This window comes from Pseudobacter sp., from assembly GCF_051955275.1.
Classification (GTDB): domain Bacteria; phylum Bacteroidota; class Bacteroidia; order Chitinophagales; family Chitinophagaceae; genus Pseudobacter.
Window position 1 is genome coordinate 1 of record NZ_JBQCGW010000138.1, and the last position, 17,391, is coordinate 17,391.

General features: G+C 44.5%; 11 protein-coding genes. 3 read left to right on the forward strand and 8 right to left on the reverse strand.

Annotation, left to right across the window (positions count from 1 at the left end; translation table 11 throughout):
- The coding region (locus ACTHMC_RS11800) for a polysaccharide deacetylase family protein (protein WP_440413324.1) at nt 1–635 on the forward strand (635 nt) is incomplete at its 5' end.
- A 44-nt stretch (nt 636–679) separates the two neighbouring features.
- Here the strand turns inward: ACTHMC_RS11800 and ACTHMC_RS11805 are convergent.
- The 3 genes from ACTHMC_RS11805 to ACTHMC_RS11815 all read right to left on the reverse strand — a co-directional run bounded on the left by ACTHMC_RS11805 (nt 680) and on the right by ACTHMC_RS11815 (nt 9,171).
- Nucleotides 680–1,075, reverse strand: a complete 396-nt coding sequence (locus tag ACTHMC_RS11805) for a hypothetical protein (RefSeq protein WP_440413325.1) — start codon at nt 1,073–1,075, stop codon at nt 680–682.
- A complete protein-coding gene (locus ACTHMC_RS11810; protein ID WP_440413326.1) occupies nt 1,059–5,651 on the reverse strand; it encodes a DUF6443 domain-containing protein in 4,593 nt (1,530 codons plus the stop codon). The genes ACTHMC_RS11805 and ACTHMC_RS11810 overlap by 17 nt, the downstream gene beginning before the upstream one ends.
- 103 nt (nt 5,652–5,754) lie before the next feature.
- Nucleotides 5,755–9,171, reverse strand: a complete 3,417-nt coding sequence (locus ACTHMC_RS11815; RefSeq protein WP_440413327.1) for a hypothetical protein — start codon at nt 9,169–9,171, stop codon at nt 5,755–5,757.
- 209 nt (nt 9,172–9,380) lie between these two features.
- Between ACTHMC_RS11815 and ACTHMC_RS11820 the strand changes: the two genes are divergently transcribed.
- Nucleotides 9,381–10,565 (forward strand): AMP-binding protein, encoded by a 1,185-nt coding sequence (locus tag ACTHMC_RS11820; RefSeq protein ID WP_440413328.1) that lies wholly within the window; start codon nt 9,381–9,383, stop codon nt 10,563–10,565.
- Nucleotides 10,566–10,569: 4 nt separating this feature from the next.
- On the opposite strand, the gene ACTHMC_RS11825 is transcribed toward ACTHMC_RS11820, so the two are convergent.
- Nucleotides 10,570–11,811, reverse strand: a complete 1,242-nt coding sequence (locus ACTHMC_RS11825) for an exo-beta-N-acetylmuramidase NamZ family protein (RefSeq protein WP_440413329.1) — start codon at nt 11,809–11,811, stop codon at nt 10,570–10,572.
- Between the two features lie 142 nt (nt 11,812–11,953).
- Between ACTHMC_RS11825 and ACTHMC_RS11830 the strand changes: the two genes are divergently transcribed.
- Nucleotides 11,954–14,164 carry a TonB-dependent receptor gene (locus tag ACTHMC_RS11830; RefSeq protein WP_440413330.1) on the forward strand — a complete coding sequence of 737 codons (2,211 nt, stop codon included), beginning with the start codon at nt 11,954–11,956 and terminating at the stop codon, nt 14,162–14,164.
- A gap of 207 nt (nt 14,165–14,371) precedes the next feature.
- Here the strand turns inward: ACTHMC_RS11830 and ACTHMC_RS11835 are convergent, their stop codons facing one another.
- The 4 genes from ACTHMC_RS11835 to ACTHMC_RS11850 all read right to left on the reverse strand — a co-directional run bounded on the left by ACTHMC_RS11835 (nt 14,372) and on the right by ACTHMC_RS11850 (nt 17,386).
- A complete protein-coding gene (locus tag ACTHMC_RS11835; protein ID WP_440413331.1) occupies nt 14,372–14,689 on the reverse strand; it encodes a hypothetical protein in 318 nt (105 codons plus the stop codon).
- Nucleotides 14,690–14,881: 192 nt separating this feature from the next.
- On the reverse strand, nt 14,882–16,054 hold the full coding sequence (locus ACTHMC_RS11840; RefSeq protein WP_440413332.1) for a S41 family peptidase: 1,173 nt from the start codon (nt 16,052–16,054) through the stop codon (nt 14,882–14,884).
- A complete protein-coding gene (locus tag ACTHMC_RS11845) occupies nt 16,051–16,785 on the reverse strand; it encodes a porin family protein (RefSeq protein WP_440413333.1) in 735 nt (244 codons plus the stop codon). The genes ACTHMC_RS11840 and ACTHMC_RS11845 overlap by 4 nt, the downstream gene beginning before the upstream one ends.
- Nucleotides 16,786–16,903: 118 nt before the next feature.
- Nucleotides 16,904–17,386 (reverse strand): hypothetical protein, encoded by a 483-nt coding sequence (locus tag ACTHMC_RS11850; protein ID WP_440413334.1) that lies wholly within the window; start codon nt 17,384–17,386, stop codon nt 16,904–16,906.
- Nucleotides 17,387–17,391 lie beyond the last annotated feature (5 nt).

The window sequence follows — 17,391 nt, forward strand, 5'->3', positions numbered from 1 at the left end:
ATGTTGTACCGGCACTCGATTCGCTGGGCTTGAAGGCAACCTTCTACCTGACCTGTTACAACGCTGCTTTTACCAAACGGATCTCGGAATGGAGACGGGTTGCAGCAAACGGGCATGAGCTGGGAAATCATACACTCTTTCATCCCTGCATTGGTGGGGCCGGCCGGGAATGGGTAGCCATTGATTATGATCTGAGGCATTATTCCATCCGCCGAATGCAGGATGAGCTGCGCATGACCAATGCCGTATTAAATGCAGTTGATGGCAGGCAGCAAAGAACATTCGCTTATCCTTGCGGTGACCGGCATATACACGATAGTTTGTATCTCGATCATAAAGATTTTGTGGCTGCACGGGGTGTAGAGGCCAGTCTCATTCCCATTCATCAGAAGGAACTGTACAATCTGGGAAGTTTTGCAGTGAATGGGCATACGGGTGACCAATTGATCGCTGAAGTGAAGCGGGCCATACAGGAAGGCAAAGCTGTTGTGTTTTTATTCCATGGCGTGGGCGGAGAGCATAGTCTGAATGTATCGCTGGAAGCGCATAGCAAGTTATTACATTTTCTGAAGGCGCAGGAGAAGGATGTGTGGACCACTACATTTATTGAGCTGGCGGAGTGGTTGAAGAAATAGAAAGCCGCCTGGTGGGGCGGCTTTATGATCAATAATGAAAGTTGTTATTTGCATGTGGGAATTTCTTTCCAACCTTCTGGTGGGGAGCTTTCGTAATTGAAACAGATTCCTGGTCTCGGTGCTTCTTCATCGTATAGCCAGGCATTGGGGTCTGAGGGTGCAATACGTACAAACACAAGATCTCCAATTGAATATTCGCTTCCCAAAGCTTTAATAGAGAAAGAATATTGCTGTTGTTTGAAATTGTAAAGGAAGTGAAAGATTCTTCCATTGCTTCTCTTTTCAAAAGAGACAACTTTGGCTACCACATATACTCCTTCTTTTTTTACTTTGTTGTCGTTCTTGCAACTTTTAATAAACATGGCACTTAAAAAAAGTACAAACCCGAGAAGTAAGAAAAATCCAAGTATTGCTTTCCATGAATTATTTGTTGAGGTCATCAATTATCTTTTTAGCTTGATCAATTGTCAGGTCTATTGCATGTCCATTTCTGTCGCCAAGTTTATATGATTCATTCAGCTTACCTGCTCCAAATTTTCCTATTCCAAAAATCAAATCTTTAACCACAGCTTCCTTACTCTTTGAATCATTAAATCCTGTTTTAAACATTGGCTTATATTCCTGTGTGGCTTCATTCTTCTCAAACCCAATATCAACAAGTGCACTAAAGCCTTCACCCGCCAATTTTCCCCACCAGGTACCTATTGCAGAAAAACCTGATGAACCAACAATATCGTAATCTGAATTCAATACAACATTGTCTGAATGGGTAATCGCTTCTTTCAATGCATTCTCACCTAGTTCTTTTGTATATCTTGTGAGATATTGAGTGAATTTTGAATTGTTGACAATTTTTCCTCCCCATTGTCCTAGTTTTGCTCCTATTTGCAAGCCTTTACCTAGTTTGTATAATAAACCAATTCCCTGTACTATTTTGCCCGCTGGTACAAAAGTAGCACCTACCTCCAAAATTACCATACCAGTCTGACGGATGCCAGCATGAATTTTATCCCTGTACCCAAGCCTTAATATTACCGTGTGGATCAGGGCCTTACTGTCAGTGGCAAAAAATGCAGGTCCTTTAATACCTCTGGCATGTCCGAGTGCGAGTCTCCGGTTAATGGTTGCGTCCCAATTTCGCGATGCGGTCACTTCAACCGTTTGAAGTGTTTGTGCATTTTTCTTCCTCTCTTCGTCTTCGGGGTCTGGTTCTAAACCTGATGGGTCATTCAGGAGGATTGGATTATCCAGCGCAAAGGTAAATGGAGACCATGCAGGATATTTTTCTGCTTTTTCATCGATTGCCCAGAACCTTCCCAACTGCGGGTCGTAGAACCGGAAAGGGGTTTCATACAAATGCAGTCCCAAACCTTCATTCAATTCAGAACCACCATTGAATTTGAGGTTATTCTGCAGTTTACCAAAAGCCCTTGAACTGATTGCTGTAATCGCTAAGCCATAAGGATAATAATGAGTTTCTTCTAACAGTGCGCCTGTTTTATGTACCACACTCAGGTCGTTAAAAAACACATCATAGTTTTCGGTTTCGTTGCTTACATATACATACAGAAAGCCATTCTTTGTAATATCGATCAATCCGGAAGGCAGTGACTCCAATGCATCAGGAGTAGATACTCTTCTTGCAGAGCTGGAGGCTGCAACAAAATTGAACTGTTCATCTAGCAAGAGCCAATTCAGATAAGCCTTCGGAACTCCGGGTGCTGTGGAATTGTTACTCGACCTGAATGAATTGACTGCGCCCAGCAGAGGGCTATTCACATCGTTGCTCAGCAGATCCAGTGTCCCCTTGGAATCTCCCACCTTTCCAACAATGCCCGCTGCAAGTGCAGATAATATCTGTGGCACTGGGTCCTGTGTTGCGCCAACACTTCCCTGGGACCGGAAAAACGATTTTACTCCTGCTTCCACCTTGTCTCCTGCCATTACACGTAGAACAATAGAAGGGCCAACTTTATTGCCACTACCATTCAGTTTCGCAACAAACTCATTTGGATTGGTAGTCATGGCATCGGCAGGATATCCACCAGGCACATTAGCGGTGGGGAATTCCGTTTCTGCAATGTTCTTGAAAAGTGCTGATTCCTGTTGTCTGTATGCCGTTTCCATAGTGGCATAATACTTCATGGTTTCCCGTTGTTCTGTAAGCACCATCCTTGTATTTCCCTGATGGTCTTTGAGGAAGTAATCGTAAACATACTCTTTTACTTTCTGCCCATTTTCCTGCATGCTTTCTGCCAGTCTGAGACGGCCGGTTTCCATACTCATGAACTTCAATACATCATTCTCATATACTATATTGCCCAGATAAAGTGTTGTTACAGGGGCCTTTCCTTCCTCCTTCAAAATTTTCTTCAGCTTATTACCAGCAGCATCATATTGATATTCGATAGTTCCTTTATTACCTGTTTCTCCTGTAAAAGTGATTTGTTCAGGCAGGTTCATGTAATTGTAAACGATCCCATTGGTGGTGGCGGTGCCGATATCCTTGTTAAGGTCCTTCACCATATTCCCATTCAAATCATAAGTATAATCAGTAGACGTCACTGTTTTTGCTCCAATTGAGGTCATATATTTCTGAGAACTCCTGAAGTCGCCCATCAGTGTTTTGGGATCATTCACATCATCGATCACATTTTTCAGCTTATTTGAATGATCATAGTAGTTATACCTTAATTGATCGATCAGGACACTGGGAGCACCTGCTGCAGAGCCAGGCTTCCAGCCATATTGATTCATTGTTTTGATGTTGCCGTTCAGATCGTAATTAAGATTTTCAACAGAGAAATTAAGTCCTGCATCCCTGTTAAAACTTCCTCCGCTATACTGAGTGAAATTGGCTGTTTTCAGGCGGCCCGCATTATCATAAGTGAAATCATATTTTCTCTTTTCTCCATCACCCGTACTTCTCCAGATTACACCGCTGATATTTCCATTGTAGTTTAAGTTAAGGAAAGTGGATCCTTCAATTACTGATGCTGCCTTATCATAGCCGATCTCATATCCAAACCTGTTTTGATTACCGCCGGCAACATAACTTCTGTTCATACCGAGAGAATGCCCTAGTATATTATAATCGAACCGCAGCGTTTCATCCACCACGGGATAGTTTTTTTCTTTTATGTTACCGATCAGATCATATTGCTGGTTATAGATCTCGGTTTCAGGTTTAGAGATCACAACGCCATTGATGGTACTGTTTACAGTCTTTCTGGAATTTACGATCCTGCCCAGCTCATCGTACTGCATTTTAGTGATCTCCGTATGAATCTCCGGATTGGTAAGACCTTTTTGTGTTTGCGAAACTACTACTAATGGCTTATCATTCCAGGAATGCTGAGTCGTATTTACAGTCACTCCCTCCAAATGGTTCTGTGTACGTACCTGAACTTGTCTGCTGTCATTATCATAAAAAAATACGGAATGTAAATATTTCAGCGGATTGCTTCCTACAATCAATACTTTATTGCCGGTAAGCAGGTTTTTCGTAGATGTAGTAACGGCTATCTGCTGTGGATATGGATGCTCGTTATTATTCGGTAAAAATTGATTACTTATGGAAGAAATATCGAAATTTTTAACTGCTGCAGGAAGGGATGAATTCCAATTGTAGTTATCGAAATAATTCACAATGTGTGGTACAAAGTGACTGCCAGAAGGTAATGGATTTCTATTCACCGTAACTCCATCTATAATGATATTATTACCTCCGGGTATACCAGGCGTAACAATCTCTACTGTGATCTCTGATTCATCCAGACTGATAAAACCATGATTCAGCGTAAAACTGTTAGTGGCATAATAGTTTCCCGATCCGGTAGGCTCTTCTAATGAATTGTCTGCCGGAATACCTATGCCAGGTGGATTGTCTGCCGTCTGAATAGCAACGATTTCCCTGAGTTGAGCAGCACTTCCATTATATGTCAGTAAGCCTGTTATTACATTCCGGCTTAGTGCATCATATAACCTGACCTCCCAGATGCCTTGCTGCTGCAGTGCCGCATCCTGCATAAATACGAGCCTGTCTGCATTGTCATAGACATAGTTCACTGGACCAGCACCTGGCACCTGTTTGGTAATTAATCTTTTCCGATCATCATACTCATAACGGAAACATTGTTCGGTAAGGAGCAGGGGGGCGTTCAATAACCAGCCTGCCGTTTCTACTGCTTTTACTGCTTCAGGCTGAATTGTGCATCGTAGAAGTCCAAAGTCGTCATAGATGTTGTAGTTACAGATCCAGCCTTCGTATCCTGTACCTGAGCCATCATCTCCGGATTCTCCGAATTGAATCTTTTGGAGTATCAGCAACCCTTCTTTATCCGTGAAAGTGATTATTTGGCGCTGATGCTCATCAATGGTTACTTTTTTAGTAAGCAAGCCTGGCTGATAAATACCTGTCACCGTATATCTGGCAAATCCAGGTTGCTCTTCCACTGTCCATATTTTTACATCGTCAGCAGCCGTATTGAAATAATATTTTGTTTGAATGCCCTTCTCAAGTCCTACTCTTGTATTGCCCGGGGCAAATTTTTTCAATTCCCTGCTCAATGGTGAACTTTCATAAACAGTTTTCTCATAGAAGAATTGTTCTCCCGGATATTGCTCAGTTGCAAATACCTCCTGTTGCTGAAAAGGATTCAGCTTGAAGTTGCCATTGTCTACAGTTCCTGAACCGTTCACTTGTTTCGATACAAAGGAAATATATTTATATACCGGTCTGCCGAAACCATCGTAAATAACAGGTGAAACAATATCAGCGTAACCATCAGGTGTTATGGCTCCCTTTTTTACCACTGATTGCAAAGGGCGGCCAAGGCCATCCAAATAAGAAGTTGATTGGGTTACATCACTGACGCTTCTTCCTATCAGAGTTACAGGATTGCTTTCAGGGGCTTTCGTTGTCCAGGTTCGCACATAGTTTACCTTCAGCAATGGATTGTATGGTAAGGGAAGAGGTTCCGGTGTTTGTGCATTTACGGATAATGATATGACCAATGCTATAAAAAAACATCCTATTCGGTGAGGCATTTCAGTGTTGAATTTCCACATAAATGATTCGGGTTCGGGGCTTGAAGAATACGAGTGCTGTTAGTTTGAATTATGGCTGTGCATTTGCATTGACCTTGAATTTGTATTCATATTGCTTCAAAATGTTATTCTGGTGATCGCGAATACGCAATAGCCTTCCAAGAGAATCATATTCATATCTGGTCAGCATATTCCGTTCATCACGCTTCGATAATAATCCGAGCAAAGGATTATAGGAGTATGTAATGATTTTTGCATTGCTTAATCGTGTATCAGTCCGCAATGGGGCGAGGAAGGCCGCCAATTCAGTCTCGCCAGGGTATCCGTTTTTAAAAGTGAGAATATTACCAGCACCCAGTACCGAAGCTACGGTTTGGTAATCTGCATTGAGTATTTCTGCAACTGGGAACTGATTTCTGTAACTCCACAGGTATACCTTTTTTACGTTATCAGCCGGTTGCAGTTCCTGCTGGTTTTTTGAGTCTGTGTCATATACAATACTCATTTTCTTTTCAAAGTAGGAAGGGATATTTGCTGCAACGGTATATGGTTGGGGTGTAACCGGCAACAGGGCTTTGAAAGTGTATTGTTCTGAAACTGCCCCATCGTTATTATATTTCAGAATAGAGCCACCTTTGACTTTCTCTGCAAGTATCACTTCTTCCTGCGCCGGCAGTGAAACAATATTCTTATTGATCAGGGAAGTATAGTCAAGATCCCCTGTGTATTTGAAATTTCGCTCAGTCAGGCGTCCCTTGCTGTCTTTGGTAGTTACCTGCCGTATGTCGAACCTAGTATTATAAGCGTAATTTATTTCGTCAATCATTGATGTACCATTGTCTGCATAGGTAGTATTGATTTCTTTTGCCAACAGCATCCTTCCGCGCGAGACATAATAGTTATAATAGTAAAACCGTAATGGGTTCTTATCCCAGAACACTATTCCTCCCATTACATAAGTCATTGACCATACATCCGGCTCTCTTTCATGGATTACAGCAGTCCTGATCTTCTCCACACCTCCTTCAAAATAGGTATAATCCGTGCTTTTTAACAACTGATCTGTCCCTCCTGAATTCTTATAAATTTTCACTGCGGACAGGTACTTATCTTTCCAGATTGGGAAATATTTGGTTACATACGGATAATTATAGCTTGACTTGGGTTCGAAATCCCCCTGGGTACGGGAATAGTAATACTCCTTTTTACCATTGGACGCATTAGTGCCATAAGCGATTTCTCTTTCAACAACTTTCGGGTAATCAACGGGGCAACCATGGTTCATACCCAACTCGGTCTGGGATTCAGATGCGAACCAGATTGCAGGATGGAGTGTTCCGGAAGTACTGCTTTCAGCATAAAGTCTTGGATATCTGTAAAAATAACTGTTAGGGTCACTAATGATTTGACCAACACCATTGCCATAAGTGAGGTCGCCATAACTGTACTCTTTTTGCAGTGCTATGGTATTGTCTGAATTGTAGTGGGATATTCTTTTTACCCGTAATCCACCTGCCTCGGTTGGAATGATTTCATTGGAAGTAGTTGTTCTCCAGTAATTGTAAGAGATACTTACTTCAATGTAAGGGCTGTTGCAGATACTGAAATTGGAGCCAGTAACTCCATTTGTGTACATTTCAATCCGGTAGGTGGCTCCACTCATAATATTGATGGTCGTATTGATCGGTTTATGAGTTGTTCTTTCACCGATTTCAATAGAAAAATTCTTCACCTCATTGTTTGATAAATTGGTTACTCTGGCCCACATATTGTTATATCCCCCATTGGTGTTCTTCCAGTCAGTGAAATAAACCGATAAAGTACCAAGGCCACTAGCCAGGGATTCAGTAACTGTAAACTCTACAGTATTATTGGGAGGGATATTGGGTAGAAAATCTGGTTCACAGGTTGTCAGACGGTTTACTGCATAAAACTTTCTTGACATCACATCCTGAACCTGGTTGCTTTGCTGGTTAACAGTGAGGTAATAATTCGGTTCGTAATCGTATTTTGTATATCCACCTGTAGGGTGATTGATTCTTGAAAGTGATGCAGCCTTCATGAAATTAAAATCTGTCTTTCTGTTGCTCCCGTAATAAGCATAATTACCGTTATGCATTGTAAAGAAAGTAGATGGGATAAGGCTTTCATTGTATTTTCCATTATAATAGCCCCAGAAATCCTGAGAAGTTGTATTACGAGGCGGCAATGGAGTTGGGTCATATTCAAAACTGTGCTGACTGACCAGGTTATTTGAGGCATCAAATATCTTAACGCCATCCAGCTTCAGGCTCTTCTTATGATGCTCCGGTGGTGATGCCCACGAATATTGGTGTGCGCCTGTTCCGGTCCGGTTGAAATAACCATCGTTATCGAAAACAACTTTCTGGTAAAGATTGTCTTCCTTGTCGTACACTTCAAATCCTTTCAGCATTCCTCCCACATCCGGATCGCCATTTGGTTGAATTTCCTGCCGGCCAAAAGCTATATTGAATTTTACTTTCCCGTTCCTGAAAAGTATCTGATCGGGTATTTGTTGGGTCTGCAGAAACGTACCCTGACTGGAATAAGTAATGCCATCATGTTGTACACCTAATGCATCTGTTGTGGAAAAGTAGGAAGGCCCCTGAAAAAAAAACCTGCATACCCTGGAAACTATACCATTGAAGTATTTGCCGTTCCTGTATTTAAAGAAAATTGTATCAGACAGGTCTGCGGAAATAATCTCAGTGAGATAGTATGCTGTTACCACATCGGGAAGGGTGTTAGTACTGGAGCCTCCTCCAGGCATAGTAGTACTTATAGTAGTATTGCTTGGTTTTTCTATTGCCGGTGTTCCATCCAATGCTTTACCAAAGCGGTAGATATTCCCACCCTTATCCTTAACAATTACCAGGTTTTGGGAATGATCCAGTGAAAACTTTGTCGGTTGTTGATCTAAGCTTACATACTCAAGGCTATTGTTGAGGCAGAACTGACCGTTCAATCCATTAGCAGAAACATAATACAGGTCGGGTTCGCCATCTCTTTCCTCATATTGCAGTTCCAAGGCTGTACTATTCCCGATAGTACCTGTACCTTCAAAGTCAAGGTCACTGTTATAAACAGGCAGAGAATTTCCTGTTACCAGCCAGCCTCTCATCATATCGTCATCGCGCTTTCCCCGAACAATCCTGGTAACCACACCTCCCCCGTTCAATACCCAGCCAAGCCCTACGAAAGATGCCTCTTGATCTACCTTTATGCCACTGGTATGGTATGAAAGTGAAAGTGGCACTTCCAGCTTTTGGCTTTTGATAGTATATAAAGAAACGTTTACATCGGCAACACCATTAGCTGTATTGACAGGATAATCGATGTATTTACCCAGCTCTGCCACGTCCGGTGTATGAACTGAAACATTAGGCAGCGTCATGTTGGGAAGCTGCGAAATACCTGAAATCGAAAAAAGAAGGAAGAAAAGTGCCACAAAGATTCTTGCCTGCATAAGTTGGGGTCATTAAAGAGTTATAACGGTAAGGGATACTCACATTTGAAGGCAGCAATATATTTAAAAAAGCCTCATTACAAACAATAACTTCATAAGTGAGTGATTTTTGTTTACATGCGTCTTTGAAATAAGTTTATTTTTTCATATATTTATAAACACACGTAATCTCACTGACCCACTGCACCCAGGTATTGACATAAACCACTATGGAACAGATTTTTTTATATGCCAAAGGAAAGCAATACAGCTACCACGAATTGAACAACGCCAGTATTGCGCTTATGCAGAAACTGCCGCCAGGCAGTAACCGCAAAGTAGTGGTATTGGCCTCACAACCTGAACTCTATTATCTCGCTTTCTATTTCTGCTTCACCTATGATTATATCTTCTGCCCGATCAACGCAACAGATAATTTCTCGCTCATAGAAGAAAAACTGAACATCATCAATCCCGGAGTGATCATCACCAATGAACAGCGAATGCTCTCCCAATGGCGGGAAAAAGACCAGGTGTATGAACCTGTACAACTCCCCTCCTTCGGGCACTGTTTCCTTTGCTTCGGCGAAAAGGAATATCCTGATAATTACGACACAGAAGATCTCCGTTATATCCTTTTCACCTCCGGCATCAACGGAGCTCCCAAAGGAGTACCTGTCAGCAATACCAATATTGCGGCTTTCACAGACAACCTGCAGGAATTGTTTGAAGTGGAAGAAACGGCCGTGATCGCAAATACCTTCGATTTTTCTTTTGATCTCAGCATTCTCGCCATGCTGCTTGCCTGGAACAACCGGGCTGCCGTAGCGCATATCTATACGGAAGAACCGCATAATGCCTTTGCTGACTGCAGTATCCTTTGTCTCATGCCATCCATGATGCGGGATATGCAGCAGAAATTATTGCTGCATCGCTTCTCTCCCATCAATATCAGGCATATCCTTTTTTGCGGGGAGCCATTGTTGCTGACCGACTTTTACCTGGCGCAGAAATACTTCCCGAAAGCCAGTATCTATAATTGTTACGGACCTACAGAACTGACCATTTATTGTGCCGCCTGCAAACTGCATTATCCGGTCCCTACAAGTAATGGGATCATTTGTATCGGTCAGCTTAATATCGGCAGCAAGGCCTATATCGCCAATGCCACCATCCTCAGTAATCAGCATGAGGAAGGCGAGCTCTGCCTCACCGGCGAGCAATTGTTCAGGGGATACATCAATGTACCCAACAGTGAACGCTTCTTTGATTTCAATGGAGAACGGTATTATAAAACAGGCGACAAAGTGATTTATAACCGGGAAGAAGACCTCTACTATTACGCAGGGAATATCGACCGGGAGATCACTTATTACAGCCACCAGCGGATCTGGAAATCAAACCGCCGCCATTGAAGCGTTAAGGATAGAGCAGGTATTTTTTCCGCATCTTCTTATAATTGCTCAGCCCCGGCTCCCAGCTTTTGCGGATGGTTTCTTCGCTTACTCCTGCAATGATCTGTTCTTTAAATTCAGCGTAGCCGGTAAGGAAATCGATATTGCCCATCTGTGCGCTGTAGCTCCTGTCGAAAAATTTTTCTTTGTCCGGATAGGCATTGTACATTTCCATGATCCAGCGGAGATTGACCTTGCCTGCCTTACGGAAACTGTCAACACTCACCTTTCCAAGATCAAGCCCATAGCAGGGTTCGTTCTGATATAGCGGGGTCGCCGCTTTTCCGGGAATGCTTACCGGCGTGAAGTTGAATTCGTATTGTCCTTTCAATGCCGGCGCACCCAGTACTGTAAAAGGAACATAAGTGCCACGTCCCTGGCTTACCCTGGTGCCTTCGAACAAGCAAATGCTTGGGTAGAGCAATACGGATTGTTGTGAATTGAGATTGGGTGAAGGGAATACGGGGAGCGTGTAATCCATATCATGTGACCAGTTCTTCACGGGGATGATCCTGATCTTACACTGTTTTTTTTGAGGCAACCAGCCTTCGCCATTGATCATCTTTGCAAATTCTCCAATGGTCATGCCATGCGTCCAGGGAATGGGAAACTGCCCGATGCCGGATTTGTATTTCATGTCCAGAATGGCGCCATCCACATATCCATTAGGATTGGGGCGGTCCAGGATCAACAGTTCTTTATTGTTGTCTGCGCAGGCTTCCATGATATCGCGCAGTGAATTGATGGTGGTATAGAACCGGCAGCCAACATCCTGCAGGTCGAAGATCATCAGATCGATCTTTGCCATCTGTTCTTTGGAGGGCTTGCGTTGTTTGCCGTACAAAGACACTACCGGGATACCCGTTTTAGCATCCACTTCATTAGACACATGCTCGCCATTGCTGGCATTGCCGCGGAACCCATGCTCCGGCCCGAAAATGGTGACGATCTTCACTCCCAGTGCATGCAGGCTGTCCACCATCGGTACATTGCCGATAATACTGGTCTGATTCACCAGCATACCAATACGTTTCCCTTTCAGGGATGGCAGGTAAGCACTGGTTTGGTCAGCGCCTGTGATGATCGGTTTTTTTGCAGGAACAGGTTCGATGGCAAGGGGCTCATGTTTTACAGGAGCTTTGAAAGCGAGGCCCATGGCTATTACAGCACAGACAGCAAGGATGGCAACAGGGAACCGGTAGTACATAGCAGATTTATTTAATGATCATTTGAACTGGTTGCTAAAATAAGAGATTCTCGCAGTATGTCCACCGTTTATGTAATGATTGACAGATTATGCAAGCGAACTGCTTAATTTCGACCCGCAAAAAACCGCAAATCAAACTGTAATGAGAGTTGTTTTATCACTTGTACTGATCATTTCATTATCCCGGTCCTTTGCGCAGGGCGTGCGTGGCGTTGTTCTCAGCCAGGATAAAAAGCCACTGGTGAACGCCACTATTTACAACCTGCAAACCGGCGCGCATGAGCACAGCAACGAAAATGGTTTCTTTGTGTTACGTGATGTCAGGAAAGGAGATTCACTCCGCATCACGCATGTATCCTGTGCTCCGCAAACTATTGCTGTTATAAGTGATACACTCCGCATCATACTTCAATCCGCGGCCTTTCAACTGGAGAACGTTACCATCACCGCCTCCGTGCGGCACCTCAATATCATTTCAGATATCGATCTCGAAACAAGCCCCGTGAATTCATCGCAGGAACTGCTGCGAAAAGTACCGGGCCTCTTCATCGGTCAGCACGCAGGTGGCGGAAAAGCTGAACAGATCTTCCTGCGTGGATTCGACATAGATCATGGAACTGATATCAATATCAGCGTGGACGGAATGCCTGTGAATATGGTCAGCCATGCGCATGGACAGGGATATGCAGATCTCCACTTCCTCATTCCTGAAAGTATCGGTAAGATAGATTTCGATAAAGGCCCCTACTATGCCAACAGGGGCAACCTGGCAACAGCGGGTTATGTGAGTTTTGAAACGAAGGACAGGCTTCACAATAGCCTGGTACAACTCGAGGCAGGCAAGTTCAACAGTTTCCGTACGCTTGGGATGTTCAACCTGCTGAACAACGAAAAGAATGCCGCCTGGTTTGCCACTGATTATATCAGAACTGATGGTTACTTTGATTCGCCACAGAATTTCAGCCGTATCAACCTGATGGGTAAATACAGCGCCTGGTTGCCCGGCAATGATAAGCTTACCATCTCCGCTTCACATTTCAAAAGTCAGTGGAATGCAAGCGGACAGATCCCGGACCGTGCCGTAAAAGAAGGACTGATCGGGCGTTTCGGCGCTATCGACGATACGGAAGGTGGTAATACCAGCCGTTCCAATATCAACCTGCAATTCCTGAAACAGGTGGATGAGAATACATTCGTGAAGAACACGGCATATTTCAGCCGTTATGATTTTGAGCTCTACAGCAATTTCACTTTCTGGCTGAACGATCCTGTGAACGGCGACCAGATCAGACAGAAAGAAAAAAGGAATATCATCGGTTTTCAGTCGGAGTTCAACAGGAATTTCTATCTCCATACAACAGTCATCGATTTCCAGGCCGGTGTGATGCTTCGGAATGACAATATCAGCAATATTGAACTAACGAGAACGATTAACCGAAAAACAATCATCGAGCCGGTAGTGCTGGGAGATATCAATGAGACCAACCTGGCCGGTTATGCCAATGCGGAGATCCGGACAGGTAAATGGGTGTTCAATCCCGGACTGCGACTGGATCAGCTGAAATTCGATTACACGGATCTGCTGTCAGATGTATATAAACAGCAGTCTCAGAGTAAATCCATACTCAGTCCCAAACTGAATATCATTTACAACAAGGGGCACCGGCTGCAATATTTTCTAAAGCTGGGCAAAGGCTTTCACAGCAATGATACCCGGGTAGTAGTGGCGCAGCAGGGAAATAAAATATTACCAGCTGCATACGGTGCGGATCTTGGTGTCATTTGGAAGCCACTACCCAGGCTCATGCTCAATGCTTCGGCCTGGTACCTGTACCTGGAACAGGAATTCGTGTACGTGGGCGATGAAGGTGTAGTGGAACCTGGTGGTAAAACGCGCAGGCAGGGAATTGATTTTGGTGCCAGGTATCAATTCGGTAAATATGTTTTCATCAATGGAGATCTCACGTATACATATGCCCGCGCCACTGAAGAGCCGAAGGAGGCAAACCGCATTCCTTTGGCGCCGCGTATCACTGCGGCTGGTGGGGTCAGTTTCAAGTTTCCTTCCGGTTTTGATGCCAGTATAAAGACCAGGTACCTGGGGGACAGGCCTGCCAATGAAGACAATAGCATCGTAGCAAAAGGGTATTGCATAACGGATGCAGGTATTCATTACCAGTGGGGAAAATTTGGCTTTGGCATCATTACTGAAAATATATTTAATGTCCGCTGGAATGAAACTCAGTTTGCAACTACCAGCAGGCTTCAGCATGAGCCAGAAGCAGTGGAAGAGATCCATTTCACTCCGGGTACTCCCTTCAATGTGCGGGGTGTGATCACTTATAAATTCTGATTCACCGGAAAATTACAGGTGTTCACCGGCAATTGGTCATACTTCAATAAAAGAAGCAGTATTGGTGGCTACATTTGTTGTTTAAACCAGACAAATGAAACCACTGATACTGCTCCTGGCAAAGGCCCGTCTTATCTCTGGTTCCGCATTCCCATGCAGCTATTCCTGGCCGGTTGGCTCCTGTATTTTTCGATCCTGCGTTAATGGTTATTTAACGGCAGCCTGCGGCAGCACCACTTTCAGGTGTGCGATGGTTTTGTTCTGATGATGGACCTCCACCTCGGAATACTGATCAAGGCGCCCGATCTTTTCGTTGTACTGAACGGGCTGGAAGTGCTCGGGAGTGGCGTCTGAAGCTGCAATGAGATCCAGCAGCAGAATGGAAGGATTGATGCCCTGCGGCTCATGTTTCCTGAGCTCAGGAACAACGGTGAGCATACCTGTGTTGGCTTCCCCGGTTACGATCAGTTCATTTCCTGCGATGCCGCTGATGGCCTTCGCTTCGAAGTTCTTTGCGATTGACATGACAAATGATTTAATGGTTAAAGAATGAAATGCTTCGGAACGGGGAAATGCAATGTAGGAAACTGTAGTCTGCCGGGACTGATAGAGCCCGGATAAAAATAATGTCATTCCATTCAAGAGAAACGGGGGGCTGAATTTACTCAGGGTGCAGTCACTCGCGGGGACGCGAGCGACTGGCCACACTTTGATTATTTATTTCAATCTTTCTATGGCTAATCTCAATGCATGGTCCTGCCCTGCCTGCAATGAAGCTCTGTCGAACGGCACAAACAGATCCGGCATAATTCCTTCGCCTTCCAGGAAATTTCCATTGATATCCCTGAAGGCAGCGCTGGATGTCTGCACTTTCATAAAACCTTCCAGTTCAAATGGACCTGCATTGTACAGTTGTTCGTTGAACGCATAGGGACCATTGGCGCCCCAGGTGGGCTCTCCGATGAAATAGCCATTGGGTGTTTGGCGGATTGCCATGGTAACACTTTCAGCGAGAGAGGCGGAGAAATTGTCGGCCAGCGCAATAACAGGAATCGTAACGCCTTTGCTGTTGGCTACCGGGGTTACGTTTGAGCTCAGCCAGGGCGTATAATCGAGGCGGCCTGCGCCTGTTTTGTAGCGGGTAGACCCGAAAGCCATGGGAGAAGTAATGAATCTGCCCATCAGGAAATTGAGGTCGCTTATATCTCCTCCCCCGTTTCCACGCAGATCGATGATGATCCCTTTGTAGGGCGAAGGGGATAATTCAAGTTGCGCAAAAAAATACTGCAATACCGGTTTCAGCGGATTTGCTTTTGCTGAAGTGAATGCATCGTACAGATAGAAATTATTACAGCTGAAATAAAGTACATTATTGTTGAATGTGCCGAAGATGCCTGTTACCCGGCGTGTGGGGTCTGTTACATTGTCGGTACCCACCATGTAACCTGCATCCAGCTTGCCGGTCACCAGTTGTGAATAGTTAAAGGGATTGTGATAGTATGGTGAACTGCGTTTTTTATCGAGTGGCGGATAAACTGTAGAGTCTTTCAGTAATGGGTGGGTGAACGTAATATAATAATGAGCGTCGGTAAGGCCGGCGGTCATTTCGCGGAAATAGTTAACGGACTTCCTCAGATCGGCCGCCTTGTAGAGGTCGAGCTGGTCGAAAATGGGTTTGTATTTTATGCGCATGGCATCCCAGTCCGTAGTGTCTTCTTTCCAGAACACGTATCGGGTGTTCATGCTGTTCCAGAACTGATCGAATACTTCGGAGAAGTTAACGGGTTTTGGATCCGGTACCGCACCTGTTTCTTTGGTACAGCTGTAGCTGCAGACAGCAATGAGCAGTACCACTATATAGCTGCTGAGGTTGGTAGAGCGTTTGATCATTGTTTTGAGTTGAACAGGTTCATCATACATCCCAGCATGGCAGCGGCCGTCTGGTGTTCAGAGCGTAGCTGCCCATGCATATAATCCTTCTGGTAGCTGTTGAAACTCTGGCTGTACCTGGCTTCCAGGAAGAAGCGGATTTTATCGCTGTAATGATAGTTCAGTCCGATGCCTCCAATGGCGCCTGCATCGAATCGCTGATCTTTTTCGGAATCGAAACTGTATTTCTCATCATATTGTCTGATCCTGAAATAGGATGTGGAGCCTCCTGTGCCATTGGGTTCATCGATAAGGTCGTAGATATCCGGCGCTGCCCCCTGCTGACGGGAGAATAACCAGTAACCGGCAAAGATGCCGGCTTGGGCATACGCAGATAATTTCTTCCATTCTCCTGTTCTGTACTGCGCCATCAGTGGAACCTGCAGGTAATGGTTGTATCTTTTTTCCCAGGTACCCGAATAAGAACCGGTACGTTCCAGGGAAATATTCTTTTGGATGAAGGCCAGTTCTGTACTGATGCCCCAATGTTTTGTGAGATCGTACTTAAGAGGGATGCTGACGCTGAATCCGCCGGCGGAGAGATACCTGGAAAACGACTCACCGGGCTTTTCGCTGGGATTATTGAGTGTGAAACCTGCCGCGGCGCCTGCGGACCATTGAGCAGCAGAATGCCTGCAAAGCAGTAGCAATGCAGGCATCAGCAGGCAAACTGTAATATGTTTTAGTGTCATATCTGCTTGATATTGCTGGAATACGGTTACACAATATAAGCAGGGGGAATGGCATCCGGATCAAAAGCCGGAGATTTTCCCATTTGTTCATCAGCGGCTATCCGCAGCTATGATGTAATTACAGTGCATATGGGAGTATCAGGTTTATCTTATGTTTTTTTTCATAATGGATCGGCAGGGTTTTGCCAATGCCGAAGGCGGAGCCCTTCATCTTTCCGTCAACGGTCACTGTTACGCCATTGGTAAAGTCCATATTTGTTCTGCCCATGGCTGCTGCATCGATCCAGAGCTGTATGGGCACCATGAAATCAGAATGTGCAGATACATCGAAACTGGTATCCACGATTGCTTTGCCAAGAGTAAATGTATCCAGCTTCAGGTTGAGTTCCCCTCCTTTGAAGGTGAATCCTATCCTGTTCTGATTGTAACAATGTGATTCGATGCGGATATTGGCGCGGCCATTATCGAATGCCAGGATCTTCACCTGCATTTCATCCGGTTCACGGATTTCTGGGGTTTCAAAAACTGTGCTGGTGTTGAACCCTATTATACCTGCCTTGGTTTTTGTGGCGGAAAAAAAGCGACCGGGGAATATTTTCATGTTCA